Origin of the sequence: Sinorhizobium kostiense (assembly GCF_017874595.1) — a bacterium.
In the GTDB taxonomy this organism is placed as follows: domain Bacteria; phylum Pseudomonadota; class Alphaproteobacteria; order Rhizobiales; family Rhizobiaceae; genus Sinorhizobium; species Sinorhizobium kostiense.
Window position 1 is genome coordinate 41,555 of record NZ_JAGILA010000009.1, and the last position, 14,636, is coordinate 56,190.

Annotated in this window: 5 protein-coding genes and 1 pseudogene; all 6 read right to left on the reverse strand. The window is 59.0% G+C overall.

The genetic code is table 11. The features are described from left to right. Positions 1 to 119 precede the first annotated feature (119 nt). Positions 120 to 6,155 (reverse strand): DEAD/DEAH box helicase, encoded by a 6,036-nt coding sequence (locus J2Z31_RS25400; protein WP_328243643.1) that lies wholly within the window; start codon positions 6,153 to 6,155, stop codon positions 120 to 122. Then, positions 6,152 to 9,370, reverse strand: coding sequence for an STY4851/ECs_5259 family protein (locus J2Z31_RS25405; protein ID WP_209605932.1), 3,219 nt, complete (start codon positions 9,368 to 9,370; stop codon positions 6,152 to 6,154). The genes J2Z31_RS25400 and J2Z31_RS25405 overlap by 4 nt, the downstream gene beginning before the upstream one ends. Positions 9,371 to 9,802: 432 nt before the next feature. Continuing rightward, positions 9,803 to 10,933: a hypothetical protein gene (locus tag J2Z31_RS25410; RefSeq protein ID WP_209605934.1), complete on the reverse strand. Its 1,131-nt coding sequence runs from the start codon at positions 10,931 to 10,933 to the stop codon at positions 9,803 to 9,805. A 15-nt stretch (positions 10,934 to 10,948) separates the two neighbouring features. Further along, complete coding sequence (locus J2Z31_RS25415; protein WP_209605936.1) at positions 10,949 to 11,836, reverse strand: PGN_0703 family putative restriction endonuclease; 888 nt, start codon at positions 11,834 to 11,836, stop codon at positions 10,949 to 10,951. A 123-nt stretch (positions 11,837 to 11,959) separates the two neighbouring features. Beyond that, positions 11,960 to 12,721, reverse strand: a complete 762-nt coding sequence (locus J2Z31_RS25420; RefSeq protein ID WP_209605938.1) for a DUF2726 domain-containing protein — start codon at positions 12,719 to 12,721, stop codon at positions 11,960 to 11,962. 175 nt (positions 12,722 to 12,896) lie between these two features. Beyond that, a pseudogene (locus J2Z31_RS30035) lies at positions 12,897 to 13,712 on the reverse strand (hypothetical protein); the annotation flags it as partial. Positions 13,713 to 14,636: the final 924 nt, after the last annotated feature.

Sequence of the window (14,636 nt, forward strand, 5' to 3'; positions counted from 1 at the left end):
CCTTCTTAAGCTTCCCAGACTGCAACAGTAGCTTCCCAGACTGCAACAGTCGAACCAATAAGCTGGGCCTGGAACGTCAGCGGGCATCGATGTCGCTAAGACGGATGCGGAGGCTTAAATCACCGGAGCTCAATGACTATGGGCATCCCCTCCTTTTCTCCCATCGAGACAAGATAGTTTCCTCTCTTAATGACCTCGGCTTGTGTATCTGGGTTAGCACGGAAGTCATGACGCGCTGAGGCGTTTGCCCGCCAAGCGCCGAAGCCTTGATCGAGCAGCACAAGCAGGCGGCGACCATCGAGAAGTGTCATTTCAAGGCTACGTGCATGCGATTGGTCGCGCTTTGCTAAGATGGAAACACTTGCGCGCGGAAGCAGTTTCTTCAGAATGGCCTGCCTCTCCGCATCGTCGACATAGGGATGAAATGCGTAATACCCTGCTCTCTCCGCTCTATCGAGCTGAGCGGTTACGATCTCGGTTTGAGTCGTAGCGCCCCGGCCTGGAATCGAGTTGATGACTTCGTAGAGCAGCTTGAAGTTGAGGGGCGTCAGCAAATAGCGGTCTTGATAGCAAACCTGGGCAACGCCATTCTGACGCAGCGCTGTGATCGACAACGGTGCAGTTTTTTCCAACGCCTGCCAGAACCTTGCTCCGAAGCCCGTTGAAGGACCATCAACTTCATCGCGCAGCCGGATCAGGCGCGCATTGCCGGAAGACAACTCGAGCAATCGATCGGTCGCAATCGACTGCAAGTCAGCTGGCGCGGATGTCTCACCGAGAACCAATGGTTCTGCCCGCCCTAGTCCCCATTGAAGCCCGGGGATCGCGTCAGCGGGATCGGCGGCCGCAATACCTACTGTTTCTTGACCGACTGTGACACAGGCGACCAGAGGCTTGTTTACCATCTGTGGCAAACTGGCCATCGTCAAAAGGCGCGCGCGCCCACTTAGCCGGTGAAGATCAAGCTTCTGGGTAAATTCCAACTCTCTGCCGATCACCTCCCTTGTTGCAATGACAAGGGCCGCTTGCACCTGACTCTCATGAAGCCTAGTCAACGTATCGGCGAGAGGCCAAGCCACGAGTTCCCAATCTCTCGGAGTACCATGCAGGAAGACAGTCAGTTCCTGCAATTTTCCAGAGAGCCTTTGACGTTCAAGCCACTCGACGAGCGGCTGACCGACGATTCGAGTCGTTTCACCGAAGACGAGAAGTTCAGTGGGCAGCTTGAGTCGTGCCACGATCATTTGTGCCAGTTCGAGCGCGCCAGGACGATCTGGAACCTCCTCTCCCAAATTCATATCGGGTCGCAGGATACATGCCGGGCAGCCGTTCTCGCACGACTCGCGGCAATCAAGCCAACCAATCGCGCGCTCAAGGCAAATTTTGAATTGGTCAAACTCGGCGAGACGGGTGACGAGACCGGCTCCCCCGGCCGCCTTGTCGAACAGAAACGCGGAAAGTGCCCTGGCGTTCGCTTCATCGCGGCTGCGGCCGATGGCGATTCCTATCTCACGTGCCTCAGCCCCAACTATTTCGGCCAACGCTTCCCTGAGACCTGCAGCCAGTGCAAGTCCCTGTGCTCTTTTCGTCCCGGAGGGTAATTGCAGTTCGAAGACGTCCGTGCGGGTGTCGTGGACGAAAACGAGGTTTCGCTGGATACGTGCGCGCTGTGTGAGGCCCCCCGGGCACGCACCCCGGACCATCTGCTCCTGGCCGATCGGCGCAAGAGGTTTGTGATCCCTAAGCACGTCAGGACTGCGCAGCTCATCTATCTCGGCCTCGGCGCGACCACAACATAGGCAGAGGGCATAACCAAAGCCGTGAACGCCGGAGCTGCGCGTGACGACTTGTCCCTCGCGATCCCATCGCATGCGACCCACACCCTTATCGGGCAAGGCTTGCCATGGGGATCGAGCGGCGAGCCGCTGCATTTCATAAGGAACATGCCCCAGACTCTCGTACCCGGTATGTGGTGCACAGCGCCCCATGAAGCCGGTTGGCCTAAGCGTATTGAAACTCTCAAGCTGTGCCGAACCACACTGGGGGCAAGCGTCGGGGATGTCTTGCAAAGCGCGAAGCATGCCGAACGCATCGCATGCTGGGCAGTTCCACATGACCTGCAAATCCTCGAGGCCGGATGCATCAGCTATAGCCGACCAGGCAGGTCGCAGGCCTTCGCTTTGGTGCACCAGCCCGTCGATGACAATTTCCGCACCCGGCGCATACTCGCGAATCGCGACGTCCAAAGTGCGGGAAGCGCCGCCCTGGTATTCGCCATAAGCGATCTTCTCCTGAGTGTCTTCGCGGCGATGGCTGGAAATGTGATCGAAGCTGACCACATCCACCGGAAAGCCGTATGACGGGGTAAATCCTCGACGGGCAAGTTCAGAGAGCAGAAACTCCCCATGCATGCGCCGAGCGCGATACGCGAACGCCTTCCGAACATCCTCTTCCGTGGCGAGACCGGCGCGCTCCAAGAGCGTTTCATATTCATTCCGCCACCGGAAAAGCAGGTGCTCAAAGCTTTCTTGCGTCTCAGCGCACAGGTAAGCGCTGTCGCGGCTCTCCAGAATGGTCCCCCGCACGAGGCGCGCGAGTTGCTCTGTCTGTTTCTCAATGAACTCCGCGTTACCAAGAACAACGTGGAAACTGTCTGCGTTGTTCTGTGGAGCAACGGGCGCCTCCACTTCTTCGGTCGCCCCGAAAAAGGCCCCGATGGAAGTCCTAATGTCGAGCCCCTGCTGGGATCGCAGAAAAGATCCGAGCAGGGCAGCGTGGACATGTCGCGTGACGATGGGCGCGCTGTCCAGCCGCACTGCCGGCGCGGCGATAGGGGCCGTCAGAAACTTCAGCGGGTCCTGAAACACAACCTGATCCAACGGCAGATCACGGCAGAAGGTCAGGCCAAACGCCCACGGTTCGCCGCGTCGGCCGGCCCGACCGACACGCTGGCGGTAATTGGAGATGGAGGGAGGGACGTTCGAGTTCGCCACAAGCGCAACATTGGGAATGTCAACGCCCATCTCCATGGTGGTGGAGCAGTTTAGCAGATTGATCTGCCCCTCCTTAAAGCGCTCCTCGTAGCGCTGTAGCACTGGGCGTTCGATCTGTGCCGAATGTTCTTGTGCGCGGAGGAAGGGCGGATAAATGGCGATGCGGTCATGGAGGTCCGTCCAGAGGCCCCAGGCCCTCAGGTCGCTGACACCAGCATTTTCTCGGCACCACCGTGCCACTTCCTCCCGCTCCTCTCGCCCCAGACCACCCGCATTTGCGACAGGAAGACGCGGGAGATCGACTGGGGCAAGACGGCGTTCGTCGGCCGGGCCGAAAGGAGAAGGGCCGCCCGTAGTATAGCCGAAAATGCGCCTTGTGATTGGGCAGAGCCAGCCTCGATCGACTCGGACGACCGCCGCCTTCGAGAAATCCAACCGCCAAGCCCCGCGGCCGGAGTCACGAGCGGCCGTTGTGGTAATCAATGTCCAAAGCGCGTCCAAGACCTCCCGCGCGCGATCTTGGTCCACGAGATCGTCCGGATTTCCTTCAATGAGACGGTATATCAGCCGCTGAAACCGCGAGGGCTTTCCCTGGTAAGGTGTTGATCCGGGCCAGAATATCGCATTCTTCTCTGTCACGTTGTCGCGAGAGGTGCCGGCGCTAAAGACGGAGCGCCGACCCGGGCGCCTAGGATTAATCCAGCGCGCTATGTTGTCGTTCTGTATATCGACCGCAAAATTGTCGCGGAAAATGAAATCAATTGCAGCTTGCGCCAAACCAACCCAACCTTCCGGTTCGATGCCCGCCTCTTGCAGAACCCGAGGCACGCTCTGGAACGCGCGCGCGTCCATTGCCGGAAACATAAAGCGGACCAACCCCATCGTCTCGGCATTGTTTTGCACGCGCGGCCGACGGAAAAGCTCACGATATAAAAGCATTTCCGCCAGTTTTTCCGGGTGCTTGGCCATATCGTTACCGCCCCAGGCGCGCTCCTCCCAAACCTTAGTGCAGAATTCCCGGAGTTCGGATTGATCTGCAAAGCGGCTGACGAGAATATTCCAGCTGACCGGATTTGCGGTACCGGCAAGTTGCCTTTCAATCGCGGCGATGTCGTCGGCAAAATCTTCTGGCTCAGATTGGTACAGTCGGAGTCGTTTCTCGAGTTTAGCTCGTTCCTCGCCCGATAATCCCTGTCCTTCCTGCACAATGTGATACAGGAAGGAGCGCGTCAGGGTGCGCTCCGCATCCTGCTGGAGTTTCGCCGCCAAACGAGCCACGCCCTGACGGCTGTCAGAGAAAGTGATCGCTCGCCGTCCGCCCATAGGAACGCCCGGCTTGCCGAGGGGCTGCGAAAGCCGTTCCAAAACGTCGGGGAGGGCGTTGCCCATGAAAAATGGCGCGCCGTAGCGTTGAGGCCGGAGCGCTGTCCGATCAGCGCCTGAGCAGCAGTTGCGGGATTTCTCAAACTCAATAACATCGAGCGCGATGCAGCGAACGTCGGCTGGCGCCCCGTTGTCGTAGAGCGCGCCGGATTCGACACACAAATGGCGGTCGGAGGTAGTTTTGCGAGCAGGGCGCAGCCAAACCGTGTCACTGACTGATGCTGTTGCTTCCACGTCCGGATCAGGTTCTTCGTCGATGGCATACTCATCGCCTTGAGCCCCGCGCAGCGGAACGAGGCGGGCTTTTACCCCCGATTCTCGTCCGGCAACGAGGTGGGGCGTGCCGCATTCTGCACATGCAAGGAGTTCAAAAACGGGTGCGCCACAGTGGCAATGATCGCGTTGCGCTAGCCACACGGCGCCGAACCCCCAGCCGGCTTCTGGTGCGGCGAGTTCCGGATCGCGACATGGACAGGATGGATCAACGCAAGCCCAGAGGCCGCCCTGCGCACGGTGGAATAGATGCGCGCGCCAGGGAAGCAGCAACCTACTCGTTTTCGGGTCTCTTGCCCGTGCTGCGGCATCGAGAACAGCTTGCGCGTCGTGAGCATTGTTCGGTGTGCCGAACAGGATCGTGCTGATCTCGGGAAGGCGTAGCCCCTGCGACTCCATCTTGTGCCGAAGGCGGCGGATGCGGGGATGAGATGCCAGACGATCCCAGAGTTCTAGCGGGGAGACAGTCTCCAGTTCCGCAGGATAAAGGGGTAGATCGGCGGTGGTCGGGGGCAGGGCTGGGTCTGCTTCACTCCCTTCGATAACACGGACCTTTTCGTCGCCTGTACCCGCGAGGTCGGCGACGAACCGTTTCAATTTGGCCTCTGTCTCCTCCTTGGCCCCCTCGCTAATAGTCGCGGAGGTTGCGATGATCTGAACCTGCTCCGGCCCCACGCCAAATGCCGTCCGGACGCGGCGCAATAGCAGCGCCATTTCTGCGGCCTGGGCGCCAATATAGCCATGGGCTTCATCGAGCACGATCCAGCGCAACAGGCGTTGCGATCGATCTAGGATCGACTGGTCCTTGGCCCGGAGCAGCAGATATTCCAGCATGGTCACATTGGTGATGAGGATCGATGGCGGATTCTCCCGGATGCTCCTCCGGTCTCCCAGCTCGGCCCCGCCCAAGACTTGCTTCACATCCCTTGGCTTTTCCGGTGTCAGACCGTTGTATAGAGCATAGCTGATGCGGTCCTTCAGCCCTTCCGTCCAGGCGTTGAGCCGATCCCGTTGAGATTCGATCAGGGCGTTCAGCGGATAGATCACTATGGCGCGGACGCCTGAGAGGCGGCCCTTGGCCGGATCTCGCAGAAGGCTGTCGAGCATCGGGATCATGAAACATTCAGTCTTGCCTGAGCCCGTACCGGAGGTCACAAGGCACGAATGCCCTTGCCCCGCAGCCTGCCAAGCTTCAAGCTGATGTCGATAAGGACGTCTGTCGCGCGGCATGCGTTCGGCCGTCGCGCCGTCCAGCGCATCGACAAGGCGTGGATGGAGAAGTCTCCCCGAGAGCTCGCCCAATGTCTCTGGCGTTTGCTCCCACACAAGCGCCGCTTCGAACACCGGGGCACTGATGAGCGATCCCTCCGTGCCCGGCCGAGCGGCAAGGCGGCGCATCAGAGTCGCGTTCAAGGCTGGATTTGCTATGCGACCCCGTGCCACGACGGCCGCGGCCGATCGATCGCACATATGCTCCAGGGTTTCGGAAAGTGTAGAACGATTCATGGAACGACTTTCTGGAGAAGAAGCGCTAGCGCGACGGGAAGCGCAGCATCAAAATAGTGCGGATCAACAAGGCGCAGGTTGATAAGCGTTAGCATCGTCCTTGGATCGTTCGAAACCCCTCGCAGGCCCGCCGCCATCTCGGCCGCAACAAGCGGTGCCTCGACGAGTTTCTGAACATGCGCATTGAAGGAGGGCATGCCGCTTGGACGAGATATTGGCGTCAGCCCCTTTATGCCGCTCGGCAGCCAATCGTGTCTCCGCGCTGCCTCGTGAGTGAGTGCAACGAGCCTATCTTTGGAGGGAGGAACCGCGACCTTCTGCAAAAGCCCGACGGGCATTTGGGGGAACAATTCCGCTTGAGAGAGCGCCGCACCGAGATGGCCGGCAAGCTCCGCGTGCAACGAAAGTATGTCTTCCACTCTCCGCGCTAAGGCGACGACGGCTTCCTGTTTGGCCTCACTTTCGTCTTCCAGCACATCAACATATTGCTCGACAAGACAGGAATGCTCGACTGACAAGGCCTCGGCAAAGGCCGAGATCGGGAAGACTGGCCAGAATATTGGTGTTGCCAAATCGAGCGCGAGCGCTTGGGCGAGATCCGCCTTTGAAACACGCAAGATGAGCCGGACGGCAGCTTGCGGCACACGCGCCAATGCTTGTACCTGATCCAGAATGCCCGCGTCGCCGCCTCCGATTGCGGCATGGATTAGCTTCCATTGCCGCCTCCATTCCGCACGATCTCTGCTTGCCGCAAGAATCCGCCAGGTGTCAGCATATTTTTCGATGCGCTGTTCGCGTGTCGAAAATGGTATTGGAGTCGGCGACCATACCGCCGCTCGCTGAATCTGCCCATTCAGAGAAGGCTGGATAAGCCACAGAGTCTCGCCATCCGGTAGCAGTGCTCGAAGATCGATCTCTCCTTGGGCCTCAATAGCTTGCTGCAGAACTCTTTCGGGATTGTTGAGGTCGATTGCGTGAAGCGCGGCGATGGCTTGGGTCGAAATCTGCCGAAACACGCCCTCTCCGGCCACACCATCACGTTTCAATCCAAGTCGGAGTTTTCCCTCAGACGTGATCTCCGATTGATGGTGATAACGTCGGATGTCGAGGCGACGGCTTTCCTTCCCACCAGTAACTAGATTGAGCCTGACCTCCGAGTCCGGACCCGCATGCGCGAGCATGGAACGGATAAGGGGCGTATACGCAGCAAGCGGGGTTTCCCCCTCAATTCGTATAGCGACACACTGGTCTTTCATCCGCAATTGTAGTTCACCGCGGAGGTCTTTCGGCATGACGGCGCGCCATCCGCGTAGCGCCTCTACAGAGAGAGGCGTGTCCTGTTCAAGGCGCCTGTTGTCGGGGCCCAGAAGCATTCCGTCGCGCGCGGGCCAAGGTGCAATGAGTTCAACTTCTCGCCGATCCACCAGGGACTTGAGCCGCAATCTCACGACACCCGGCGGTGCGCCCGCGACGGAAACAGCCAAGCGGGCTTGACCGCCGCTCAGCCGTATTCGCTGCGATTCCTCTCCCGCTTCAAGCGTAAGCACCAATCCTTCGGGGAGACCGTCCGCCAGCAATTCCAGAGCGCCCGCACCGATTTCGCGGAGAGCTATGCGAGCTCTTGCCGGCAGCGCGACATAGCGCAATCGCGCGCTCGCCATGCCCTGCTCTACCCACTCGGCGATTTCGGCCATAAGAGTGCGCGCTGGACGTCTTCGAATTTCCTTTTCCGATAGTTGCCGAAAAGAGCTGCTGTCGCGCTGTCCAAACAGCGCCGGCTGTCCCAGGAACACATGTCCACCAGCGCTGGCAAGACGCCATGAGGCAAGCACATTTCCATGTGCCATCATGCGCGCTTCAGCGCATTCCACATCCGAGCCCGTTGCTATGCTCCAGCATTGCTCGCCGATGAAGACATTTCCACTCCCTTGCAACGGCCAAAGCAGACCGTGAGGCCCGACCTGGGGCTCCCCAGCGGTAACACCATCGCCGACGATGGGCCTTGTTTCAGCATTGGTCAGAAGCCAAATTCGCGGGGACCGGGTTTTTGCGCCCTCGGCGACCGGCAGTAAGACGGACGGCGGACCATCTTGGTCCGTTTCTCCTTCTTCCTTCCAAAAACTGGGCGTTTCATCGGGCAATGGAAAGGCGGGAACCACCTCCACCTCGTCGATCAAGCGGCCATCCGCGTATCCCGCGAGCACAAGCGGCTTTTCCAAATCGAGTGTGAGAGCTGTGGCCCCCCCACCAAGACGTCGTAGTTCCCAGCCGCGTTCGATTGGCGAAGCGCTATACACAATCGCGCTCGTCCTGTTGGCAACATCACCAGTCGCCAGAAAGCGCAACCATAGACCATGAGCAGTCGACGGCAACAAATGCGCTGAAAGCACGCCATCGGCGCCCAACCGTACTACGGACTGCCATTCTCCCGAGCCTTCGTTCCGAACCAAAGCACGCCAGGCGGGTGGACCAGACAAGGAAACCGCCCGGCGTTCAGCGCGAAGCGCTGGGCGTATCAGGTTTTCGGCAACCTCTTTTGAAAGCCTTAGCGGCAACGATCGCACCCAATCCGGTCGATTTCGGTCCAACCAGCGGTCAATGATCTCCGTTGGGATGTCCTTGGGTGGCTCCGCCCGCAGCCGGACTAGCGCAAGACCTAGGTCCGCCAGCAAGCGAACGATATCCTGTGACTGGAAAGTTTGCGGCATGCCCGCGACCCGCTGCGCCGCGATGCGACAGGCAAGATCATCGGGAATATCCGCTCCCTCTGCCTCGAAATCTGCGAGCAGACCTTTAATCAGCCGGCCATACAGGCCCTGTTGCACCAGCAAGGCCTGCGGCAGTCCGCCTTCGGCCATCAGCGTGTGAAGGTAAAGGTGGATGCCCGCCTCGGAGATGCGAACCGGACGTTTCCACCATCGTAAACCCCGCTCAACAAGTTCCTTTCCGAGGCTATGGTCTCCGGGCCGACCCAGGCCACGGAAGACAAACTCCCAAGTCAGTGGTCCGCCTTTAAAGCGAGCTCGAATATGCTCCGCAGCCCAAAGGACAAAACGTGCAGCTGTGCTGTCGAGAATCTCGCCCGTCGCCAGCCGAACATGCAGCATTTGCCCGAGCTCGGCATGCCTTTCCTCTGTTAGCGGCACCGCATAAAGCGGACGGCCATCGGCCGTGTCACGGCCAATTTCGGCAAGAATGCGCTTTATAACAGGCATGCCCCCTCCCGCCTGCCGACGTAAGAACTCTCATACGAGTTGCAGGGTTGCAGCTTATTTTAAGTTGCCATGCTCCTCCAGATCGAATCTTCAGCATTGATCTATTTTGACGAGCGGTTTTGTGGCGGGAAGGCACTTCGGTACGGCATATCATGCGGTCTTGGGGATCCGGTCGAACCATTCAACGCAAGATAGCCGCTGTTAAGCGCAAGTGGAACTCGGTTTCGTTCCTAATAGACGACGCCCCTTTCAACTCGCCCATACAGGGTAGTGGATTTCCAGCGAGTGAACGTTGGTGCGGAGGCGCGAACACGATCGTTGGCTGGAACGCGCTCGTATCGTGCAAGTCGAGCCATCCGCGCCGGTCGTTCTATAGCTGAACTTCAAAAATTGGCTTACCTAATCCGAGGGCACAAGCGATGTGATGAGCGTTCAGGAGAGGGGGCGCGGAGCGACGACAGACAGTTCAGGTTTGCGGACCACGCCTTCAAGCTCATCAATAAGGCTTGAAATGCACCGTGTCAGCTCTGTAGCGTCTCGTACGAAATCTGTTAGCCTTCCAGGAGCGTGCAGCACCTCTGGCTCCCTTTCGCTGCCTGGGTGCGCACAATAGTTCCGGAGACTCTGTGCAGATTTCATCATCTTTATGGAACGCTTCGAGCCCCACCGTGATCCCAGGTCGCCCTGCTTCGCTCTCCTCACAATATATTCTTTCTTATCGGCGAATTGGCTCCATGTCAGAGCCCGTGCGCTCTTCAATCTCTCCACCCAGCTCATATAGCCTACGTCGTTGCTAGCAATCTGGGCCTGAACGCGCGCTTCCTCCTCGGAGCCATAGGGTCCATCAAATACTTCGATCGTCGCAGGACTCAGACAATAATACCAACCAACTTCTCGGCTCGAGAAATGCAAACGCTCCAATTCTTCGACATCCGTATCAGGCCTGATCTCCGCAAGGTATATGGCGCACTCATGATCCCCCTCCACGATGGACAATAGTTTCTCCTTCCGCCGCTCGGGCAGAAGTTCCATCGACTCTACTGGGTCCAGCATCATCATTCTCAATGCTTGTTCTTCCAGTCCTAGAACAAGGGCCAACAAACATGTCCGAAATGGAAAACTTTGTTTTAGTCGCTCATAGGTGAGAGAGCCGGCGACCTTGGCATCATCGAGCACGAAGAGAGGGTTTAGTCCATCACTTTCAGAGAATGCGTAGAGGGCATTCAACACAGTTGTGTTCGCAGCAATAAAGCGGTCGGCTCCGAACGGTTGGGCTATTTCGCTGATCGGACGACCGAAGGATGTCGTGCAGATTAGCTGACCTTCTTGGCGCTCCAACTTGATGCGCCCGAAATCTTTTTTCAGCAGCCACCTAGTTAGTTGATCATTGTACAGCACAAGCGCCGCATCGACTTCTCGAAGGAAGGGGTCTTGTATTATTTCCCGAGCCTCAGTGTGCGCGATACGATCAACCTCTGAGCCAACTGTGAAGAGGAGCGGTTTCTGCATCACATCGCGCACGGTGACAGAGCTCGCAATATGGTCAAACCAACTGTGACTCATTTAGCAATTACCCATTTAAGAGGATCCAGGGGTGATGACGGTGTGAGACGAGCATGATGAGGCCCTCGCGATTTTTAGGGCGATCCAAGCAGAAAGGTCGTTCCAAAGCTCTGGATCCAGGCCCGCTTGGCGCGCTATGTCGATGATCTCCTGATAGGAAACTGGCCTGACAGCGGCTTTGCCACTGCAATACCTTGGATCGATCAGACCGAGCTTTGCCTTGCGTGCGGTTGAGAAACTCGGATGGTCGGCAAAGGCAGCAATAGCGGCGGCTTGAAGCTTTCGATGCTCACCTAGCGCAGCGGCCAGCACAGCATTCCGCACCCATTGATAACCGTCGCCGGCGAAAGGGCAGGGCGCATGATCTGCCGACGGATCGATCGCAAGGACCTTGGGAATGTAATCCCAATAGCGAATCCCTTTGCCTGCAAGGGTGCACCGGGAACGCACACCGCTAAACGGATTTGCCTGCTCGACATAGCTCCCATTGCACTGGGGTTTTCTGGTGCGTGACCCGGTGGTTTGGCTGCATTTCCCACCCGGCTCGGTAAACTTGCATTCGATCACCAGCGCAGCGTTCGAGCCGACTGCAAGGGCATCGACCTGCGTCGGCCGGCGTTCGCGCAAGAGCCGATCCTTATCGGTCCACTCGAGCGTTATCGACCAGGGACCGCCGGGTGCCACGCCCACATGCTGAGCAATAGCATTGAGGACGCGATCGCGATCAATGCTCATCTTGATGGTGCCGAATACATCGATGGCGATGGCTTGCGATGAATGAGGCTTGTGCGCCTGAATTCTGTTGGCGCGGTCACGATGCCAGGGAAATGTGAGCCAATCGCCGATGGCGCCGTGACTGGCTGGAAACAGGTTCTCCCGAACTGCCGTCAAATCATCTGTCATCGACAACCAGCCATTCAGATGCGGTCAGGCTATCCGTGGACGTCAGCCCCATGGAGGCGAGCCGACGGTTGGTGGCGCTTGGGAGCACGTCAACGGAGAGCCAGGGGGAGTGGAACCAGATCGTCAGCGCGAACCGCATTTCGGGAGTTCCGGCTTGTCCACCAACTTTTCCACCAATCGCTTTAGGTCCGAGGGAGTGGTCTGCCCGGCTACGACCTCGTAATAGCCGATTCCGGCCCGCCGGAGCGCCTCTTTCTTGACGGCATCGCGCGCGGCCGCGGCGCCCTGATGATGCGCTCCGCCCTGATACTCGATGGCGTGCCGAGGCTGGCAGTTACCGTCAACCAGCAGGAGGTCGACTCGCTTGGCGTTGATGCAACTGAACGCGTTCGCATCTTTGCTGCGGAGGATTTCGCCCAACGAGACTTGTGCCATCACCTGCCAAGTCGGGTTGCAGCCGATCACCAGGCGATCGAGCTCCTTGAAGACGCGCGCCTCGCTCTTGTTGAGCAGCGGCTGAATCGTGAAGCTCGAGCCCATGACAATCCGCAGCTGTTCGGCGGCGTCGGGCCGTTTCGGCGAGTCCGGAATACTCGTGGGAACCCATGGCCCTGAAGCGATGTTCGTCCCAGGACCTCCCTGCCAGCGTGAGCGGTTTCTTGCCCGCCATGCCTGCCTTCGTATCCGGCTCAATGCCTGCTCAACCATGATGCCGGCGAAGGCGCCGACGAACAGAACGGTGACGAGCAGGTGAGGCTTTTCGATGAGCGCCAGGATCTCAGCCGGGCTTACGCTGATGCCGCCCGCAGCACCGACCGCGAGCGCACCGACAACAAGTCCAGGTGCCGTGAACAGCACCGACCTCCTTTGCGGGCGATAGTACATGCCCCTCTCCGCCATTTCGCGCGTAGATGGTAACCGCGCGAGCCCGGCGAGGAAAAGCTACACAAAAGAGTTAGTGCCGCGGCTCCAGCGCGCCGCACAACCTCGGCCAACCGGGCAGAGAATGGACGACACACCGAGGCACGGCTCCTCTCGCCCATTCGGACATTCGCCGGGACTATGCCGCCTCCCACACCTGATTCAGGATCTTGGCGGCAAGCGCGGCCTTGTCCTGCGGCAAGAAGCGGCCATAGTGACTGGCGACCATTTCGGCGGTGTCCTGGATGGCATAGCTCGCCTGCTCGTAGGAGCCCGTCTGCTTAAGGATATGGGTGGCGAGCACATCACGGACATTATGTGGCCCATGCGGCAGCAACCCCTTGATCGCGCCGCGGCCGGTATACGGGTTGTAGATGCCATAGCGTTGGATCGTCAGGCGCCAGGCTTCATAGAAGGTCGTCTGGTTATAGGCCGCATCCCTGCTGTTGGCCTTCACCGTCTTGACGAAAAGAGTGCCGGGATCGTCGGCGCCGGCCAGCAGGACACCGCGATGCCGCTCGATGTAGGCGTTGAGGTATTTGTAAAGGTCCAAGAGGTCCGGCAGGACTAGGCGGAAGGGTTTTGAGCCGAAGAAGGATGAATTGGCGTTCTTGAAGGCGTTCGCCGGGACCAGCACCTCCCAGCCGCGGTCGCGATCGCTCCAGCGGATCTCGCCCCGCTTCATGTCCTCGAGCCGGCGCTCCGAAGTCGGGAAATGCCCACGCGGGCAGACAAGCATTTGCCGCAGGTTCTTCTGGCGAAGTCCAAGATGCAGGCCCAGGCGCAACATCAGGAACGACCGGACTGACTCGGCGGCGGCACGCGGATAGCGATCCTCATCCGGCATGCGCTTTAGGATCTCGTCGGTGATCTTGCGATATTCGGCGAGCGGGCTGTCCGCCTCGAGCACGCACATGATCGGCTCGAACGGATCCCGGTGAACGCGCATCAGCCGGTACCGTCGCTCGATGCGAGAGAGGACGTCGAGGCTTTCGATCGACCGCGGCACCTTGGTGCCTTTCGTCCAACTCAGCAGCGTCTTGTGATCGAACGCATCTTCTTCGCGGACAATGGCGCGATGCAGATGCCAATAGGTGTCGCCGTGCCGGCGCATGTGATAGATGAGCGCCTGCTGAAATCCTTCAGGCTCCTCGGTCCAATCGAACAGCGGCTTCGGGAATTCCTCGATCGGCCTTGGTTGAGCGCCCGGTTTCGCTCGTGTCTGCTCTCGTTCGATGGCGGCCGTGGCTGCCGAGGAAGTCGGCCGAGCCGCCATTGTTTTGGCCGAACCGGCCGCAGTCTTCGTCTTTGTCGTGGGCCGCTCAACTGCGGGGCGGTCATCCTCCGCCGGTCGCTCCTTACCCAGCCACCGGACGATGGCTTCAAGGCCAGAACGTAGGTTCTTTTTTAACTCCGCCGTCATCTCGTCTTCGATGCCGCAGGCGTCGGCGACCGCCTGCCAATCGATGCGCCCGTTCCGCATGGGCGGCATTTTTCGGTGGATGATCAGGCTGATGAGATAAGGCCGGATGTTCTCGAGAGCCCGCTTCGAGGCGACCGGAGCAATGCGGACGTTGCAGAATTCGGAGATCTTGCGCTGGAAATGAAGGGACGAAGTAGACTGATTTCTCATGGCGATATGCAGTTCACGCGATCCTTGGCGGTTTGGTGCCGGGCGTGGCCTGCTAAGCCGATGTGATTAATGAAAGCTGAATCCGCACGCATGTGCGGTGACTCTGTGGTCGTGTGGTGCCCTCCTCCCGTGGCCGCCGGGAGGAAGATGCGCTCTCGCCTGAGCGACTCCTCGAGACGCCAGAGGGCTTTGCCATGCCTGTGCGCTCGGGGATCAACCTACGAAGATTTAATCAACTTGCGGTAG

Coding starts and splice junctions, on each gene's coding strand:
- J2Z31_RS25400 (WP_328243643.1), bottom strand. CDS start 6,155: ATGAATCGTTCTACACTTTCCGAAACCCTGGAGCATATGTGCGATCGA.
- J2Z31_RS25405 (WP_209605932.1), bottom strand. CDS start 9,370: ATGCCTGTTATAAAGCGCATTCTTGCCGAAATTGGCCGTGACACGGCC.
- J2Z31_RS25410 (WP_209605934.1), bottom strand. CDS start 10,933: ATGAGTCACAGTTGGTTTGACCATATTGCGAGCTCTGTCACCGTGCGC.
- J2Z31_RS25415 (WP_209605936.1), bottom strand. CDS start 11,836: ATGACAGATGATTTGACGGCAGTTCGGGAGAACCTGTTTCCAGCCAGT.
- J2Z31_RS25420 (WP_209605938.1), bottom strand. CDS start 12,721: ATGTACTATCGCCCGCAAAGGAGGTCGGTGCTGTTCACGGCACCTGGA.